At 33.7% G+C, this 18,653-nt stretch carries 16 protein-coding genes; 11 read left to right on the top strand and 5 right to left on the bottom strand.

Going from position 1 to position 18,653, the window contains the following annotated elements; genetic code table 11:
- Window positions 1-229 precede the first annotated feature (229 nt).
- Window positions 230-1,129: an endonuclease/exonuclease/phosphatase family protein gene (locus A9G08_RS06150; RefSeq protein ID WP_081299517.1), complete on the top strand. Its 900-nt coding sequence runs from the start codon at window positions 230-232 to the stop codon at window positions 1,127-1,129.
- Window positions 1,130-1,204: 75 nt separating this feature from the next.
- Here the strand turns inward: A9G08_RS06150 and cmoB are convergent, their stop codons facing one another.
- Together cmoB and cmoA are read right to left on the bottom strand one after the other, a co-directional pair.
- Window positions 1,205-2,173, bottom strand: a complete 969-nt coding sequence (cmoB, locus tag A9G08_RS06145) for a tRNA 5-methoxyuridine(34)/uridine 5-oxyacetic acid(34) synthase CmoB (RefSeq protein WP_065562852.1) — start codon at window positions 2,171-2,173, stop codon at window positions 1,205-1,207.
- 34 nt (window positions 2,174-2,207) lie between these two features.
- The gene (gene cmoA / locus A9G08_RS06140; protein ID WP_065562851.1) at window positions 2,208-2,978 is read right to left on the bottom strand and encodes a carboxy-S-adenosyl-L-methionine synthase CmoA; all 771 of its coding nucleotides are present in this window, start codon (window positions 2,976-2,978) and stop codon (window positions 2,208-2,210) included.
- Between the two features lie 32 nt (window positions 2,979-3,010).
- On the opposite strand from cmoA, the gene A9G08_RS06135 reads away from it, so the two are divergent.
- Both A9G08_RS06135 and rnd read left to right on the top strand, forming a co-directional pair.
- On the top strand, window positions 3,011-4,162 hold the full coding sequence (locus A9G08_RS06135; RefSeq protein ID WP_065562850.1) for a metallophosphoesterase: 1,152 nt from the start codon (window positions 3,011-3,013) through the stop codon (window positions 4,160-4,162).
- 14 nt (window positions 4,163-4,176) lie between these two features.
- Window positions 4,177-5,265 carry a ribonuclease D gene (rnd, locus tag A9G08_RS06130; RefSeq protein WP_065562849.1) on the top strand — a complete coding sequence of 363 codons (1,089 nt, stop codon included), beginning with the start codon at window positions 4,177-4,179 and terminating at the stop codon, window positions 5,263-5,265.
- A 40-nt stretch (window positions 5,266-5,305) separates the two neighbouring features.
- On the opposite strand, the gene A9G08_RS06125 is transcribed toward rnd, so the two are convergent.
- Window positions 5,306-5,998 (bottom strand): 5'-methylthioadenosine/adenosylhomocysteine nucleosidase, encoded by a 693-nt coding sequence (locus tag A9G08_RS06125; protein WP_065562848.1) that lies wholly within the window; start codon window positions 5,996-5,998, stop codon window positions 5,306-5,308.
- A gap of 102 nt (window positions 5,999-6,100) precedes the next feature.
- On the opposite strand from A9G08_RS06125, the gene A9G08_RS06120 reads away from it, so the two are divergent.
- Together A9G08_RS06120 and A9G08_RS06115 are read left to right on the top strand one after the other, a co-directional pair.
- Window positions 6,101-6,871, top strand: coding sequence for an SDR family oxidoreductase (locus tag A9G08_RS06120; protein WP_065562847.1), 771 nt, complete (start codon window positions 6,101-6,103; stop codon window positions 6,869-6,871).
- A gap of 27 nt (window positions 6,872-6,898) precedes the next feature.
- The gene (locus tag A9G08_RS06115; protein WP_065562846.1) at window positions 6,899-7,768 is read left to right on the top strand and encodes a co-chaperone YbbN; all 870 of its coding nucleotides are present in this window, start codon (window positions 6,899-6,901) and stop codon (window positions 7,766-7,768) included.
- Window positions 7,769-7,937: 169 nt separating this feature from the next.
- Here the strand turns inward: A9G08_RS06115 and map are convergent, their stop codons facing one another.
- Window positions 7,938-8,726 carry a type I methionyl aminopeptidase gene (gene map, locus A9G08_RS06110; protein ID WP_065562845.1) on the bottom strand — a complete coding sequence of 263 codons (789 nt, stop codon included), beginning with the start codon at window positions 8,724-8,726 and terminating at the stop codon, window positions 7,938-7,940.
- Window positions 8,727-8,934: 208 nt separating this feature from the next.
- Between map and rlmC the strand changes: the two genes are divergently transcribed.
- From rlmC to A9G08_RS06080, 6 genes are all read left to right on the top strand, one after another.
- Window positions 8,935-10,077, top strand: a complete 1,143-nt coding sequence (gene rlmC / locus A9G08_RS06105; protein ID WP_081299515.1) for a 23S rRNA (uracil(747)-C(5))-methyltransferase RlmC — start codon at window positions 8,935-8,937, stop codon at window positions 10,075-10,077.
- 281 nt (window positions 10,078-10,358) lie between these two features.
- The gene (locus A9G08_RS06100; protein WP_065562844.1) at window positions 10,359-12,554 is read left to right on the top strand and encodes a TonB-dependent hemoglobin/transferrin/lactoferrin family receptor; all 2,196 of its coding nucleotides are present in this window, start codon (window positions 10,359-10,361) and stop codon (window positions 12,552-12,554) included.
- An 89-nt stretch (window positions 12,555-12,643) separates the two neighbouring features.
- Window positions 12,644-14,302: an ABC transporter ATP-binding protein/permease gene (locus A9G08_RS06095; RefSeq protein WP_141673938.1), complete on the top strand. Its 1,659-nt coding sequence runs from the start codon at window positions 12,644-12,646 to the stop codon at window positions 14,300-14,302.
- A gap of 45 nt (window positions 14,303-14,347) precedes the next feature.
- Window positions 14,348-14,875 (top strand): HugZ family pyridoxamine 5'-phosphate oxidase, encoded by a 528-nt coding sequence (locus tag A9G08_RS06090; protein ID WP_065562842.1) that lies wholly within the window; start codon window positions 14,348-14,350, stop codon window positions 14,873-14,875.
- Window positions 14,876-15,075: 200 nt separating this feature from the next.
- Window positions 15,076-16,638, top strand: coding sequence for a glutamate--cysteine ligase (gene gshA, locus A9G08_RS06085; protein WP_065562841.1), 1,563 nt, complete (start codon window positions 15,076-15,078; stop codon window positions 16,636-16,638).
- Window position 16,639: 1 nt separating this feature from the next.
- Entirely contained in the window at window positions 16,640-17,419 is a 780-nt protein-coding gene (locus A9G08_RS06080; protein WP_065562840.1) for an endonuclease/exonuclease/phosphatase family protein, read from the top strand.
- On the opposite strand, the gene A9G08_RS06075 is transcribed toward A9G08_RS06080, so the two are convergent.
- Window positions 17,400-18,650, bottom strand: coding sequence for a transglycosylase SLT domain-containing protein (locus A9G08_RS06075; RefSeq protein WP_081299514.1), 1,251 nt, complete (start codon window positions 18,648-18,650; stop codon window positions 17,400-17,402). The genes A9G08_RS06080 and A9G08_RS06075 overlap by 20 nt on opposite strands.
- Window positions 18,651-18,653: the final 3 nt, after the last annotated feature.

The raw sequence follows: 18,653 nt of genomic DNA, 5'->3' as shown, positions 1-18,653 counted from the left end.
TTGTATTTATATTATAAAAAAAGTTGAGGAGCGGGGTTTTTGAAGTTTCAAAATCGCAATTATCCAATCTTTATATTCACAGATCATGATCCTTTCTTGAATAAAATTAGAATCGCACGAATTGTTGATAATAATATTGACCTAAATCACATAAATCATAAAAAGAATTTTGATTAAAATCGAATCAATATAATATTTATAGTGAGTTAATAAAATAAAGGAATATCTTATGAGTAAAACTAGATTGAAAATTGCAGCATTAATTGGTGGTATTATTTTTAGTGCTTCAAGTGCTTACGCATCAATTGATGATGTTAAGCAACTTAAAATCATCAGTTATAATGTTTATAACGGGATGAAGTTAGATGAGAGCGAAGGCAAGCAGAAATATATTGATTGGGCAAAAGCGCAAGATGCCGATATCATTGCCTGGCAAGAGATGAATTTCTTTACTCGAGAAAAACTTGAAAAATTTGCAGCCAGTTATGGTCACAAATACGCTGTTCTGTTAAAAGAGTCACCAGATGATCCTGCTTTTTTCCCAGTTGCCATTACCTCAAAATATCCTATCGTAAATGTGAATAAAGTGGTCGATAATTTATGGCATGGAGCGCTGTTTGCAGATGTTGGTAATTATCATTTTGTGATAACCCATATGAACCCGTTTTGGACGGCTAAGCGTATCGATGAAATTAATTTGATTATAGATTCAATTAAATACAGTCGTGATCCTAATGGTAAATGGATAATCGCGGGGGATTTGAATTCATTCTCTCCAGCAGATAAACCTGATTATGATAAAAGCACGCTTTTAGAAGATATAAAAGAAAAACAGAAGAAAAGACCAATTCTTGATAATCTGGTAAATGGCCAATTAAGCTATACCGTTCAACAAAATCTACTTGATGCGGGTTATATTGATGCATTAAAGATAAAACACAAAGAATTTATCTCAACCGCACCAACTAAAGTCTTTTATGATCAAGCATCAGTACCATTACGTTATGATTATATCTATGTCTCACCACCACTTAAAGAAAACGTGATTGATGTTAAGGTACTCAAAGATGATTTTACTGATAAGTATTCAGATCACTACCCAGTTCAAATGATTATAAAGAATAATTAATATCATCTATAGAATTAAGAACAAAACGGGCATAAGCCCGTTTTTTATGTTAATTGATTCGATAAGATCAACGCACTATTTTCGGGCAACAAATACCGCTCGTATTGGAGCAGGGTAACCTTCAATCGTTTTGCTCAAATCGTTCGGATCAAGAAACTCAGCTAATGAGTCAGATTCCATCCAGTCTGTTTTGCGCTGTTCATCTAAACTGGTTTTCGATATATCAACCATTTTTATCTCTTTAAAACCACATTTATGTAGCCAATTTATCATGGTGGGGACAGATGGGATGAAATAGACATTTCGCATTTGAGCATAACGTTCACCTGGCATTAATGCTTGGTGTTCGACTCCCTCAATAACCAGGGTTTCAAGCACTAATTGTCCACTATCAACTAATTGATCTTTCAATTGGTAAAGATGATCAAGTGGCGAACGGCGATGATATAATACGCCCATTGAAAAAACCGTATCAAATGCATTTAATTTTGGCAGTTCCTCAATTCCTAAGGGTAGTAAGTGAGCTCGTTGATCATTACCTAATAGTTTTCTTACTGCTTCAAATTGGCATAAATAAAGCGCCATTGGATCAATACCAACGGCAAGTTTAGCTCCTGCGCCAACCATTCGCCACAAGTGATAACCACTATTACAACCAACATCGAGAACTGTTTTGCCCTCTAAATTTTCAATGTGATTAATTAGTCGCTCCCATTTCCAATCAGAACGCCATTCTGTATCAATATCCACACCATAAAGATGAAAAGGGCCTTTACGCCACGGCATCATAGTTTTCAATAATTGGGTGATTCTTTGCTGTTCCCCTGAAGATAACGGTTGCTCAGTTTTAGCCGTTACGCTGTGTAAGAAGTCGATTTGAAAAGGGGTAATAGCTGGCAAGTGTTTAATGCTATTTAACCATTGGCTAAAACGGTTATCTAAATTTTGCCTTTGCCAATTAGCTAGTTGTGCTGGTAATACTTCAAGCCAATTTTTAAGCTTATTTTTTGCGATAATTTGGTAAAAATCACCAAAATCAATCATTCGTTATTCCTTTGTAATTGGGTTAAATCTGATGTTATTTTATAGCAATGATGGAACCGAAATTAAAACATTGAAACCAGGTATCGACATGTTTAAATCCTGCTTTAGCAAGACGCTGTTTATGGGTTTCAATAGTATCGGTAAGCATAACGTTTTCAAGCATATTCCGTTTTTGGCTAATCTCTAGTTCACTGTAACCATTCGCTCGTTTGAAGTCATGGTGCATGTTAAATAATAATTCATCAACACACTTATCATTAAAACTAAATTTTTCAGATAGCACTAATATGCCATTAGGGATTAATGCTTGGTAGATATTATTTAAAACACGTTGACGATTGTCTGGCGTTAGAAATTGCAAGGTAAAATTTAGGACAACCATTGAAGCATTTTGCATATTAATATTGCAAATATCTTCACATATAACATCAACAGGTGTAGTTGATTTATAGGCATCAAGGTGTTTTTTACATCGTTCTACCATTGGTAATGAATTATCAACGGCAATGATATGGCAATTTTCTTGTTTGATATTCCGACGAATTGCAAGTGATGCAGCGCCTAGCGAGCATCCCAAATCATATATCATTGAATTGGGTTGAACAAATCTTTCAGCCAACATGCCTATCATTGAGATTATATTCGAATAACCAGGAACAGAGCGTTGCACCATATCGGGAAAGACTTCGGCAACTTTTTCATCAAAAGTCCAATCGCCTAATTTATCAATTGGTGTTGAAAATAACTGATCTTTTTTGCTATTCATAAAAGTTATTGGTGCTATAGGATCTAATTCTGTTATCATACCATTTTTTGCTTTCGATTGTTCGGATAATTATGACATTTGTTGATTTTATAGCCATTTTTGCAACGATTGTTATTAGTGTGTTTGTTACATTCTATTTTGGCAAACGTTGGCAGTTTTGGTTTAATTTGAATTTAACAGGTTACTTTCGAATTATTTATTGGGGCACTGTCTGTTTTGCCGGATTATCATTAATTTTTGCCAGATTATTAGATGGTTTTATACCTTCATATATACATCTTTCTTTAATCTCCATTTCTGGATTAATGATTTGTAGCGTTTTTATAGCTACTATTTTTGATATCACCTATTGGTTTAGTAAAAAAAGATTAAAACCCAATCTATGGCTTAAGGTTAGCTTTATTATTGCTGTTGTAGCGCTGTTTTGTTTTGGGCATGAAATGGCGATAAATCCTCAAATTGTCCATTATAAAGTTGAAATTAATAAATCGGCTCATGTTGAGCATTTAAGAATTGTTCAACTTTCAGATATTCATATCAATGAACATACGTCTACCAAAATGATTCAAGAAATGGTCGAAAAGGTAAACGCTTTGGAACCTGATTTTATTGTGATAACGGGGGATACACTGGATAAGAGTTTAAAGCCTTTTTTAGAATATGGCTTTGATAAGCAGTTTCAACAATTAAAACCAAAATATGGTAGCTATATTATTTTTGGTAATCATGAATATTTAGGAATTAATGACGCTAATAATCGTGAAGATGATATTATTAATGCCTTCAAAAAAGCAAATTTGAAAGTCTTAAAAGATGACATAGTCTATCTTGATGAAGTTGGTATAACATTGATAGGGCGGGATGATTTTTCTTCATCTCGGTATGATATTAAGCGCGCTTCATTATCCGATTTAATCCTGTTTACTGATACCGAGAAACCTATAATATTGTTAGATCATCAACCAAGAAATCTTGATGAAGCCGCTGAACAAAATGTAGATTTGATGCTATCTGGACATACACATGGTGGGCAAATTTTCCCTGTTAATATTTTAGTCGCCATGATGTATAAAAATGCTAAGGGAATTTATCAAGATACTAATCATCATTTTACCAGTATCGTGAGTAGTGGTTATGGGTTTGGCGGGCCGCCAATACGATTAATGACCTGTTCTGAAATTGTTGTAATAGATGTATCATTTGCAAAAAAATCGACCTCTTAAATAGGATTCATATTTTGATTTATCAATATATTACTACGGATGAAGAATTATCTAGTTATTGTTTAAAAATTGCGAACAGCAATGCAATCGCATTAGATACGGAATTTGTTCGCACGCGAACATTTTATCCTCAATTAGGACTTATTCAGGTTTTTGATGGTAAACATGCAGCATTAATTGATCCGGTTAATATCAACAATTGGCAGGATTTTTTAGCTATTTTAGCCAATCCAACAATTGAAAAATATTTTCACTCTTGTAGTGAGGATATTGATGTGTTTCTTTCTACATTTAACTGTGTACCCACTCCAATTATAGATAGCCAAATTTTGGCATCATTCCTAGATAATCCTGTTAGCAGTGGCTATGCTAGTTTAGTTAACAAATACCTTGGCATTGAATTAGATAAAAGCGAAACTCGAACAGATTGGTTAAAACGTCCTTTGACTGAAAAACAATGTGAATATGCGATTAATGATGTGTTATATCTCTTCCAATTAATGGAAATTCTAAAAGTTAAGCTCACAACTAATCATTATTTAGATGCAGCTTATCAAGAATGTCAAAGTGCGATTGCCCGTAAATGCAAGCCGTTTGATCCTAAAGATGCTTACCTAAATATCGGAAATAGCTGGCAATTAAAAGGTGACAGCTTAGGACAATTGGCTAAGTTAGCATTATGGCGATACCAATTAGCCAAATCTGAAAATATTGCATTAAATTTTGTTATACATGAAGCTGTTTTATTTAAGATTGCCCGTTTCCAACCTTCGTCGTTAGCTGAACTTGATAAATTAGGAATGAAAGGGAAAGAAGTTCGGCTATATGGTCCAACCATTTTGGAAATATTGCAGGAACCTATACCGAATATTCCACCAATTAAACGAATGAATAGTTATCCAAATTACAAAGAAACTTCTGATTTATTAAAGCAAATCACTGAAAATATTTCATCACAGACTGGACTTAGCCGTGAATTAATTATATCAAAACGGTTAATCAATCAATATATAAAATGGAAAATAGATAAAAACGAAAGTATGCCTGAAATATTATCTGGGTGGAGAAAACCACTATTTGAACAATATGGCTTATTAAATTGATCAATATCTAGGGTGTCAAATGAAATTGACACCACGTTATTTAAGCAAGTTCACTTAGCATCGATTCAACAATTTTAGATGATTGAGCTGCGGCTAACTTTAAAAAGGATTGAAAATCAATTGCTGATTCATTATCTCCATTGTCTGAAATCGCTCTAACCACTACAAAAGGAACTTTAAATAACCAACAAACATGGCCGATCGCAGCAGCTTCCATTTCAACGGCAATTGCTTCAGGATAAGTTTGCTTAATTCGTTCTAGATTACTTTTTCCATTAATAAAAGCATCTCCACTACCGATTGAACCAGCCACGGCATTGACACCATGTTTTTTGATACAAGCTTCGGCTAATGATCGATAGTTTTCATCAGCAGGAAACGAAACAGGGCAACCAGACATTTGGCCCGGCTTATATCCAAAAGCAGTTAGATCCACATCATGATAAAAAACATCTTTTGATACAATAATATCACCGATACTGAGCTTAGTTGAAAGCCCACCAGCTGAGCCAGTGTTAATTACCGCATCAACTTGGTAATTATTTAAAAGCAGGGTAGTTCCGGATGCCGCAGCTACTTTACCGATACCTGATTGTAATAATACGATGTCGCAATTAGCAATTTTGCCAATGTGAAAATCACATCCTAAATGATGTTCTAATTGATAATCAGTAATTTGACTTTTTAGTATTGCAACTTCTTCTTCCATTGCTGCGATAATAGCAATTTTCATAAGGACCTCTAGGTGTTTATTAGCCGTATATTTGTTTTAAATGTGCTATCATAATTGCCATAAGTGAACTTGACAATAAATGAATCATAACGGAGATAAAATTTGCGTACAATTTTTATAACAGGTTGCTCAAGCGGTATTGGCTTGATTTCAGCAATAGCATTAAAAAAGCGAGGTTATCGTGTTATTGCTTCTTGCCGTAAAGTTGAAGACCAAAAAAAATTAGTCGAGCAAGGTTTTGAAACCGTTCTTTTAGATTTGGATGATCCAGACTCTGTTACTCAAGCTGCACAGGAAGTTTTAACTTTAAGTGAAGGTAAATTATATGCTTTATTTAATAATGCCGGATTTGGGGTATATGGTCGATTAAACACCATCAGTCGAGCGCAGTTAGAGTCACAGTTTTCAACAAATTTTTTTGGTGTACATCAATTAACTCAATTATTGTTACCGGCAATGCTAGAGCAAAATGAAGGAAGAATTATTCAAACAAGCTCTATTGTTGGAATTGTTGCAACCCCAGGGAGAGGAGCTTATTCAGCCAGTAAATACGCCTTAGAAGCATGGTCTGATGTATTAAGGTTAGAATTAGCTAAAACGAATATAAAGGTTTGTTTAATCGAACCTGGTCCATTAAAAACCTATTTTTCAAATAATGTGAATCAAACCGAAAAAGAGAATATTGTAAAAAATCCACCAATTGCTAGACGTTTTACCTTAGCTCCCGAAGCTGTTTTACCCTATCTTTATCATGCATTGGAGCACGATAAGCCAAAAATACGTTACAGGGTAACTAAAGTAACGAAGTTAGCAGCGATAGCTAAACGTTTGCTTCCCGACAGATTAATGGATAAAATTTTAGAAAATAAGTAATAAATTAAATTATTCATAGGATAAATTATGTCAAATCAATTTATTTTTGATGTTAACGAACAGAATATTCAAGAAATTGTCGAAAAATCGACAAATACTCCCGTGTTATTCTACTTTTGGTCACCAAGAAGTCCAAATCATCAAGAGATGACAAACACGCTAACAAAATTAGCGACAGAGCATCAAGGACAATTTATTTTAGCCAGCGTAAATTGTGATGAGCAACAAATGCTTGCAGCACAATTTGGTTTAAGAGCGATTCCAACAGTTTATATGTTCCAAAATGGGCAGCCAGTTGATGGTTTTCAAGGTCCACAAAGTGAAGATCAATTTAAAGCATTTTTAGCCAAAATCTTACCTAATGAAGATGAATTAAAACTTGTTGAAGCTCAAAAATTATTTAATGAAGGGTTATATGACCAAGCTTTACCTTTATTAAAACAAGCATGGACGACGCTAACTGATCACTTAGGCAAACCAAGATCAGATATCGCATTAATGTTAGCTAAAGCGCAAATTGAACAAAAGCAACTTAACGATGCTAAAGAAGTTTTAGCAACAATTCCGCTACAAGACCAAGATTCGGCTTTTCATGGATTACAAGCTGAGATTGAGTTACTTGAACAAGCGGCAAATTCACCAGAATTACAGCAGTTGCAAGCTGAATTGGCCAAACAACCTGACAATATTGAATTAATGATCCAACTTTCATCACAATTGATGCAAGTAGGGCGACACGAAGAGGCTTTAGAGCTACTATTCAAACCGTTAACAAAAGATCTAAATGCGGGAGATGGTCAAGTTAAGAAAACATTACTTGATCTGTTAGCTGCATTGGGTACTAATAACGCTTTAGCTAGTAGTTATCGTCGTAAGCTTTATACGCTATTATATTAAGAAATATTTAATTGATTTCTGGCGATGGTAATAGCTTGGCATTAATTCATAAAAAATTTTATGAGCCTCTATTGAAACTTTGGAAAGTTAAAAGATATCAAAAGAAAGTTGATAGATTGGAAGGATGAAATGAAGAGATTCAACAGTTTTGTTGAATCTCTTTTTTTATTTAATGTTCGATAATACGAGGAAAGTTTTCGTTACTACGAAGGGTTAAAACCTCAACCCCGTTATCGGTTACTAAAATAGTGTGCTCATATTGAGCTGAAAGTCCATGGTCTTTAGTTTTAACGGTCCAACCATCTTTCATTGTACGTGTACGCCAATCGCCAGTATTCACCATTGGTTCAATCGTAAAAGTCATACCTGGTTTTAAAATTACGCCACCATCATCAGCATCATAATGTAATACTTGAGGCTCATCATGATATACCTCACCAATACCATGACCACAATATTCACGAACTGAAGAAAATCCAAATTTATCAACATATTTTTGAATAGCTTTACCGATTTCTCTCAATCGAATTCCTGGTTTTATGATTTTAATCGCTTCGTATAAGCTCTCTTGTGTAACTTGGCAAAGTTTTTCGCCAGCGACAGTGGGTTTACCTGCAATGTACATTTTTGAAGTATCCCCATGATAACCATATTTGATCACAGTTACATCTATATTAAGAATATCACCATCTTTTAATTTTTTATCAAAACTTGGAATACCATGACACACCACGTCGTTAATGGATATACAACTTGTATGTTTAAATCCATGATAACCAATATTGGCAGGAATAGCTTTTTGTACATTTACAATATGTTCATAACAAATTTTATCGAGTTCACCAGTAGTAATTCCTGGTTTAACATACGGCTCGATCATCTCTAAAACTTCAGCAGCTAATTTGCCTGCAATACGCATTTTTTCAATTTCGGCGGGAGTTTTTAACTTAATAGACATTAACGTGTTCCTGTAATTTTAATGGTAATATCCTATCATATACCGTTGTTTCTTTAAAGCATAGCGGTGGATAATTCCTCTTGATTAAAAGTTTAAATTTTACGAAAAAAAAGTTGAGGAACGGGGTTTTTGTGTATAAAAAATGAAAACTAATACAGCTTGAAACCGTTTAATTATATAATAAAACATTATAAAAAAAGGTTTCAATATGATGCAATGTAGCTATTATCAAGAAAAAAAATGTTTGTCTTGTCATAAAATTAATCAACCATATCATTCTCAATTAACTGAGAAACAAAGTCATTTGTTGGAGATATTAGCTGATTTTAATCCTAAACAAGTTAACGATCCGTATGTGAGTCCTGAATCAGGGTTTCGTAATAAAGCTAAAATGGCAGTGCTGGGTACGGTTGAAAAACCAATTTTAGGCATCCAAAACGGTAATGATGCGATTGATTTGTGCGATTGCCCGCTTTATAGCTCGAACATGCAAAATATTCTAAAATTGGTTCGTACTTATATTCGTAAGCAGGGATTAGTTCCCTATAATATCAACAAGCGAAAAGGGGAGTTAAAATTCGTTATCATCACAGAAAGCATTATTGATAATAACAGCCATTTTATGCTGCGATTTGTATTGAAATCACATAAATTTGTAGAAAAAATTAAAAATAGTTACCACAACTTGCAAATAAATAACTTAGAAGTTGTTACTATCAACATCCAACCTAACCATGCAGCGATATTAGAGGGGGAAGAAGAACTGATTTTAACCGATAATCCTTTTTTAGCGTTCCAATTCAATCAGATACCTTTATATATTAAATCTAAAAGTTTCTTTCAAACAAATAGTTACATTGCAGAAAAACTTTATCAAACGGCTAGTGATTGGGTGGCAAACTTAAATGTTAACTCAATATGGGATCTATTTTGTGGAGTAGGTGGTTTTGGTTTGCATTGTATCGGTCATTCTAATAATGAAAAGATCCAATTGACTGGCATTGAAATTAGTTCTGATGCCATTGAGTGCGCAACAAAATCCGCTGAAAAACTTGGTTATGATAAACTCGATTTTAAATCGTTAGATGCCACTAAATATGTAAACAATGAACAAGGTATCCCTGATTTAGTCTTACTTAATCCTCCAAGGCGCGGGGCTGGTAAATCACTCATTCAATACTTAGATAATATAAAACCGAAATATATATTATATTCAAGTTGTAACTTAGCATCTATGGTAGAAGATTTGCAGCTTTTAAGCGATTATCAAATGATTAAAGCCCAATTGTTCGACATGTTTCCGCACACTTCACACATGGAAGTTTTGGTTTTGTTAGAAAAATACAAATAGTTATTTACTGATTTAGGCTATTAATGACTAATATTTATATTAGTTATTAATAACTATTGGTCTAGATTTGCTTTTCTATTCAACCTCATTGATATTAATCGCTCATTTTAATATTTTAGTCCCTTGCCTCAAAGCTAATGATAATCATTATCTAATATAAATGATAATTATTCTCATTGATCATATTTTTTATTTTTGCTAGATTAATTAGTAAAAAATGATAATTATCAAATATTGGGAATTAATTTGAGCAGTTTATTAATATAACTTTGTGGTGAAAAATGAAAATAAATAAAATCTTTTTAACCGTTTTGACTGCTTCAATCTCCTTTTCAGTATTTGCTGCTGATGATGAATTGGAAACTATGACGGTAACGGCTAGTAGACAAAAAAGAGCCAAATTAGCTATTCCAGAAACTGTTGATGTCATCTCTAGAAAGAATATAGATGATCATCAAATGTCAACAATGGAAGATTTAGTTAGATATTTACCGGGAATATCAGTTAATCGGCAAACTTCAGGGACCGACCCTTTTGGTAATTTAGGCAGTATTAGAATACGTGGTATGGCGGGTAACCGTATTCAAATGCAAGTTGACGGTTCAAGAGTGATTGAAAGTATCCAAGACGGCAATAGAAATTTTATTGATTTAGCAAATATAAAAGCTGTTGAAGTCATTCGTGGACCTGGCTCGGTATTATGGGGGGCAGATGCTGTTGGTGGGGTAGTTGCGTTTAAAACCATAGATCCTAGTGATTTACTTAAAGGTAAGTCTTATGCTGTTCGAGTAAGTGGCGGTTATGATAGTTTAAATAAACAAAATACCAAAACGAGTATGTTAGCGCTTGAATTGATGCCTAACTTAGAAGGATTGATCAGTTTTAGTCGAAGAGATTACCAAGAAACCAAGTTAACTAAAGCTAAAGCAAATGGCGGTATTTGGGGCTGTCCACGTGGCGCAGATGCTATTAAATGTAATAAATTAAATCCGTTGGATGCTAAAGCTGAAAATATGTTAACCAAATTGGTTTATCATAATGATACTCGAGAAACAAAGTTAGCATTTGAGAATTTCCGTTCTAATTCGTATGTAAAACAAATGTATGATTATGGATTACAAACCAATGGAACATTCAACGGGGATTATCGAAGAACACAAATTCAAACTCGTAAAAGGTTTGCGATTGATGATAGTTGGACTCCCGAAATAAGCTTTATCGATCAAATCAAGACGATGTTCTCTTACTCGCCGCAAGAACGTTATTTAAAATCGCATCGTCAACAAAAAGATCGAAGACAAACACCGATTTATACTTATACCACGAATGATTATAAAGAAAAGTTTTGGCAGTTGGATCTTCAGTTAAATTCAAACGTTGATTTTTTCAATACAACGCATGATTTAATTTATGGTTTTCAAGGGGATGTTACCCGTAGCAATTATCGTAATGAGAACACAAAAAATGGCGTAAAAACCATAGGTGGCGGATTTAATTTTGCTAACGCTAAAACGCAGCGTGCAGATATTTATCTTCAAGATGAATTTCACTTTATATCAGAAAATTTAAAAATTAAACCGGGTTTACGATATGCAACGTATAAAATTAAACCCAATACGGATAGCCATTATGCGGTGGTTAAAGGCAAAGAACCTCGTGATTTGAGTTCACATCGCCTCATTCCGCAGTTAGGCATATTATATAACATCACTGATCAATACTCTGCTTATGCCCGTTATGCTGAAGGATTCAAAATGCCAACGGCTCAACAGCTTTATACCTCATTGCCGTCGGTAACGATGAATCTGATTCCTAACCCTAAACTAAAACCAGAAAAAGTGAAATCTTATGAGACCGGAATCAGAGGCGATTTTTCAGAAGGTTGGTTTAGTGTAGGCTTATTCAAAGCTGATTATAGCAACTATATCAAGAATTTTATTCGGGTTGGACCGAAGGATTATACCTACAAAAATTTATCCAATGTTAATCTATGGGGCATTGAAACATCGGGCGAGTGGCATTTTGCGCCAAATTGGACTTTGAATGCTTCAAGCTCATATCAATATGGAAAAAAACAAGATTCCCCCGGTGATAAAAGAACTTATTTTAATGAAGCCATGCCTCTGCAAGGTAATATCGGTTTGAAATGGAATGTTCCCGATTTTAATTTTGATACTGAAGTCGTCGGCACTTTTTCCAAAGCGGTATCTCACGTTTCTAGGGATAAATCCTCATCAGATGAAATATTTAAGCCAAGTGGTTATGCAGTCTATGATGCCTATTTAAATTGGCACCCTAGCAAAAATATTACTATTCGGGGATCGGTGTTAAATATATTTGACCGCCGATATTTTAAATGGCCGATGTTTAGTAGTTATTATAAAAATCCACAAAATAATGTAAAAGTGACGAATCCTATCGAGCTTCAAACCGCACCGGGAAGAACTTTTGCCGTTAGTGCGGTTATTAATTTTTAATCATTAAAGTTAAATACTTCTGTCAAATTGATAATTGGCAGGAGTTGATTTAGAAAAAGGCAGTTTTGAGAGTATAAGTTGTGCAAACATTGAAAAATATAATCTTGCTTATGAAGCTTTGCTTCAAAACAAGACAAGGTAAATATGGTTACTGTTATGCTTTAATTATTATTTGTTTAAATATTGTTTTAATTAAAATTAGTCTTGAAATGATTAATTGGAATAAAAACTTTTTTAATGCATTAGAAAAATATGACATGCAAGGCGTTATTACCCAATTAATCGTTTTTGTGTTATTAACTATTTCGGGGGCAATAACTTACTTAATAATTGAATTTTTAAGAAAAACCTTAGTGATTACATGGCGCAAGGTTTTAAATGATTCGATACTTGATAAATGGCTGAATAACAAGGCATATTGGTATTTAAATCAAGACCAAATTGATAATCCTGATCAGCGTATTTCCGAAGACTGTCTGCTATTTATTGAGCGATTAACAAATGAAGGCTTTTCGCTGATTACTCAATGTATAGGCCTGTTTTCCTATTTTATGCTTCTATGGAAAATTACCGATAATTTTGTTTTAAATTTTAGTCTATTCAATATTGATATAAGTATTTCTCATTATTTAATTTGGCTAGCACCTATCTATGTATTATTCACTTCTTGTATTGCCCACATGCTGGGGCGCCCCTTAAAAAACGTGTTAATTGAACAACAACACTTAGAGGCAAATTATCGCTTTGTCTTAACTCGATTTCGTGAATCGAAAGAGCCTATCGCGTTAGCGAATGGTGAAAAAGTGGAGAAACAACAATTTGAACAGCATTTCAATCATATTATCAAAAATTGGTATTTATTAATCAAACGTCAACTTATTTTAGGCTGTTTTACACGGCCTTATTATTTAACGGTGTTAAGTGTGCCTATTTTCTTTTCTTTGCCTATCTATTTAATTGGTAAAGTTAGCTTAGGTTCTTTAATGCAAATTAGTAAATCATTTAGTAATGTTGTGACTAACTTGTCTTGGTTTATTTTCAATTATACTAAACTTGCCGAACTTATTGCATGTAGTTATCGTTTAACCCAGTTTTTTGAAAAAGCTAATCAAGCTGCTCATCAATATCAATCAGCTAGCCAATTAGAGATTAATCAAGATGCATTTTCGATTGAAGATTTAACTATAAAAAAACCGGATGGCACTGTTTTATTAACACTACCCAATCTTTATCTTAATAAAGGCGATTCGGTTGTTATATCCGGTGCATCGGGTATAGGTAAATCAACATTTTTCAAAGTAATTTCTGGCCTTTATCCCAATTTTGAGGGGATGATTAAAGTGCCAAAATTAAAGACATTATTTTTATCGCAAAATGCCTATTTTCCGGTTGGGGGATTAGCTCATGCAATAAGCTATCCGCAACCTTTGTTTGAAAAAGATTTAAGTTTGATTAAGCAACTTCTATTAAAAGTTGGTTTTTCTACAGAATTTATCGATAGAAATTTACTCAGTGATAATTTAAAAACACTTTCCGGTGGTGAAAAGCAACGACTAATGATTGCAAGAATTTTAATGCATAAACCTGATTGGATTTTTATGGATGAAACAACCAATGCGTTAGATAAGCAGTCAGAAAAACAATTGCTGAAATTGTTAAAGACAAACCTACCGACAAGTAGTTTTATTATAATTTCTCATACTGATATTTCGAACTATTTTGATAAATGCATCCAATTGAATTTATAACAATGAAGTTAATAAGTTAACTGAATAGACAAACAAGGAGTAATTATGGCTGAGTCCAAAAATGATGTTGTTGAAAGTACAATAGAAAATTTACATGAAACAATTCGCACAATTATATTATCAACAATGACTAAAAATGGTGAAGTAGATACGAGTTATTCACCTTATTTTTTTGATGGAAAAGATTATTACGTTTTAATATCAGATCTCGCCCCTCATAGTCAAAATATGAAAGATAATGCAAATCTCTCTTTTTTAATTATTGATGATGAATGCAATACCAAGAATATCTATGCTCGTAGACGACTATCGTTCCGTGCAACAACAAGCATTGTTGAAAGAGAATCTGAGCTTTTTGATAACATCATTGACCAACTTGCTAAAAGGGTAAGTAAAATGGTGTATATGTTAGCGGAAATGAAAGATTTCAATTTGTTTAAAATCACACCAACAGTCGGTAGATTAGTTTTAGGTTTTGGAAAAACCTATATTGTTGATCATCAGAATAATCTTATCACACCGGTCGATGAGGATTATGTCGCTAATCAAAAAATTGAACAAGCCAATAAATAAGCTGATTCATTAGCAAAGTTACTAACCATTATCTATCTAGTAGATAATGGTTTCTTATTTGTGACATTCTATTAGTTTATATTATTTTGTATATTGATAGATTTCTATTTTCTTTTTAATAGTCACAAAACAGCCTATATAAACCATTAAACTATGCTAAAATTAAGCCAATTTAAACTGAATTTAGGAAATATAAAATTATGATTCCTGATGTTTCTAAAGCACTCAATTGGTTGGAAAAACACTATACAATTTTACAAGGCATTCAACGGGGTGTTGAACGTGAAACGCTCAGAATTTTACCAGACGGCTCTTTAGCAAAAACACCTTTTCCTAATAAAATTGGTTCAGCATTAACTCATCCTTGGATAACAACCGATTTTGCTGAGTCGATGCTTGAATTTATCACGCCGGTTAATACGAATATTGATTATATGCTCACGTTTTTGCGTGATTTACATCGTTATGCTAGTGTCAGTATCGGCGATGAGATGATGTGGCCATTAAGTATGCCTTGTTTTGTGGCAAATGAAGACGATATTATTTTGGCGCAATATGGCTCCTCAAATGAAGGGCGTTTTAAAACGGTTTATCGAGAAGGATTGAAGAATCGTTATGGCGCAATGATGCAAACCATATCCGGCGTGCATTATAACTTCTCTTTGCCTATGGCATTTTGGCAAGCCCGATTTGGGGTGAAAAACGCCGAAGAAGGAAAAGCGGTTATTTCTGAAGGTTATTTTACTTTAATACGTAATTATTATCGATTTGGTTGGGTGATTCCTTACCTGTTTGGCGCATCACCTTCTATGTGCTCTTCATTTATTCAAGATAAGCAAAAAGCTAAAGCATTTATAGAACAAACCAATGGTAACTGCTTTTTGCCTTATGCAACTTCATTAAGATTAAGCGATATTGGTTACACCAACAATGCCCAGAAACAATTAGGTATTACCTTTAATCATCTAGATACTTATGTTGAAGGATTAAAACGTGCTACCCATGTCAAATCAGATGAGTTCAGTAAATTAGGCATTAAAGTTAATGGTCATTATCGACAACTAAATGATAATGTTTTACAAATTGAAAATGAATTTTATGCACCAATTCGTCCTAAACGAGTTCCTAGGGCAGGGGAGTTACCTTCAGATGCCTTATTACGTGGTGGAATAGAGTATATTGAAGTACGTGCGCTTGATGTTAATCCATTTTCACCAATAGGTATTACTGAGGAACAGATCCGCTTTATTGATCTATTTTTGATATGGTGTGCGTTAGCGCCAGCGCCTGAAATGAGTAGTGCCGAACTTGAGTGTACAAAATTAAATTGGAATCGGGTTATTATGGAAGGGCGTAAACCTGGTCTTGAAATTGGTATCGGCTGTGATAGTTATCGTGAGCCATTATCGAAAGTCGGCCACGAATTATTTAAAGATTTGCTCCGTGTTGCTGATGTATTGGATCATCAAGATGATAAACAACATTATCGTAAAGTTTGCGAACGGCTTGATCTGATGTTTGATCAGCCTGAATTAACACTTTCAGCAAGAACGCTTGAGGCTATCAGTGATTTAGGTACTGCTAAATTTGGCTTAGTTTTAGCAACTCAATATAAAAATCAGCTTAGTTCAGAACCTTTGCAATTATTGACTGATAGTGATTTTGTTCAGCAAAGAACTATGTCAATTGAAAAGCAACAAAAGAAAGAACAGAATGATACTTTGTCATTTGATGATTATTTAAAAGAAAAAATGAACGGTTAAAATGTTTAAGCATCGAGACTATACACTACGATATCAAGGAAATAGTAGTGTTGAACTGATATTACCAAACCATAAGATAGTCAATGATGAACCACTAATTGATCAATCATCATTCTCGGTTTTAGTTTGGAATATTTTTAAACAAAAACGGGCTGATTGTATTAAAATTCTTGAACAATATGCGAGCCAATCAAAGTTAATGCTATTACAAGAAGCCCAAACAACACCACAATTATTGAATTTTATATCTGCGAATAACAAAGTTGCCGATCACGTACCAGCTTACTGCTTTAATGATATTTTTGCTGGAGTTATGACTATAACTGATTCAGCACCGACTAAAATATTATCGTTTAGAGAAAAAGAGCCATTTATTCGGGTACCCAAATCAGCTCTAATTACTGTTTATCCAATTAAAAATTCTACTAAACAGCTGTTAGTTGCCAATATTCATGCCATCAATTTTAGTATTGGCGTAAAGATATATCGTCAACAGATGTATATGTTATTAAATTATATTAAGCAACATGATGGACCAGTGATTTTGGCAGGTGATTTTAATGCATGGAGTCGGCAACGACTGAATTTACTCTATCATTTGACTCGATCAATAAATCTTAAACCGGTTAATTTTGCTATTGATATTCGAAAAACGTTTTTAGGTAGGCCATTGGATTTTATTTTTTATCGAGGTTTGAAGCTTGATGCGGCTAAGATAATTAGTACAGCCGCATCGGATCATAATCCATTATTAGTCAATTTTAAAATGAATTCGAATTGACTAAATTAATTGTTAATACATCACCTTCTTTTACTCGTCCATTTTTTAATTTATTCCATTGTAAAAGATCGGTGATTTTCACTCGGTAATTCCTCGCAATGGAATAAAGATTATCACCAGCTTTAACTTGGTAAGTAATCTGTTTTTTGCCATTACTTAAAATAGATTTAGCATCTTTAGCATTTATTGTACTGTATTGAATTGTCGTTGATTTAATTTCAAACGGCATATTGTTATGTGGCACATCTTCTAAAAGCTCAGTTACTTGACTAGTAACTAAATTCTCATTTTTCAACTTTTTGAATAGTTTATTTGCATGAGAATAAGGAACTAATAGATGAAAAGGGCCATTTACAGTTTGTTGCACATAACCGGCATTGTATGTCATTAAGTCATTTAGTGATAATCCAGTATATTGCGCTATTTTAGACAATGAAATGTTTTTAGACATATCAATTCTAACTAAAGAGTTTTGATAATTACAATCCGGTAGTTTAATTCCATAACGTTTATTGTTTTTAACAATGTCGATGATAGCTAATATTTTTGGCACATAATGCATTGTTTCTTGTGGTAAATCTAAAGACCAATAGTCAATAGGTAGTCCTTTAGCTTTATTTTTATCAATCGCTCGTTGAATTCGACCTTCACCTGCATTATATGCAGCTAATGTTAATAACCAGTCGCCATTAAAGCGGTTATTAAGATTTTGTAAAAGAGATATAGCTGAGCTTGTTGAAGCAATTAGATCTCGACGTCCATCAAAACTACTGCTACGTTTTAAACCATATTCTTTAGCTGTAATTGGCACAAATTGCCATAAACCAGCCGCTTGAGCAGGCGAGGTAGCTAAAGGGTCATAAGCACTCTCAATTAATGGAATTAAAGCAAGTTCAACCGGTAGCTTATTTTTTCGTAACTGATTAATGATGTAATATACATAAGGTTCAGATCGTAATGCAATATTTTCAAATCCCTGTGGATTACGCAGCAAACGTTCTCTTTCCGCGACAACTCGGCTGTTGTTCGGAACATTTACGTTAATTTGAGTTAGCATGTAATGCCAAGGATTTTGCGTGACTGAAGCGTAATTAACACCACCACTTTTAACGCTAGAATTAACTATTGATTTAGAATTGTATGGTTTTGAGCCAGAAGTGTATCGCGACCCTTGGTTTTGACACCCGACTAAAAAAGCACATAACACTGTAAATATTAATAATTTTTTCATTAG

This window comes from Gilliamella sp. wkB195 (assembly GCF_001690445.1).
GTDB classification, from domain to species: Bacteria; Pseudomonadota; Gammaproteobacteria; order Enterobacterales; family Orbaceae; genus Gilliamella; species Gilliamella apicola_E.
This window is presented reverse-complemented; position numbering and strand designations above follow the sequence as displayed.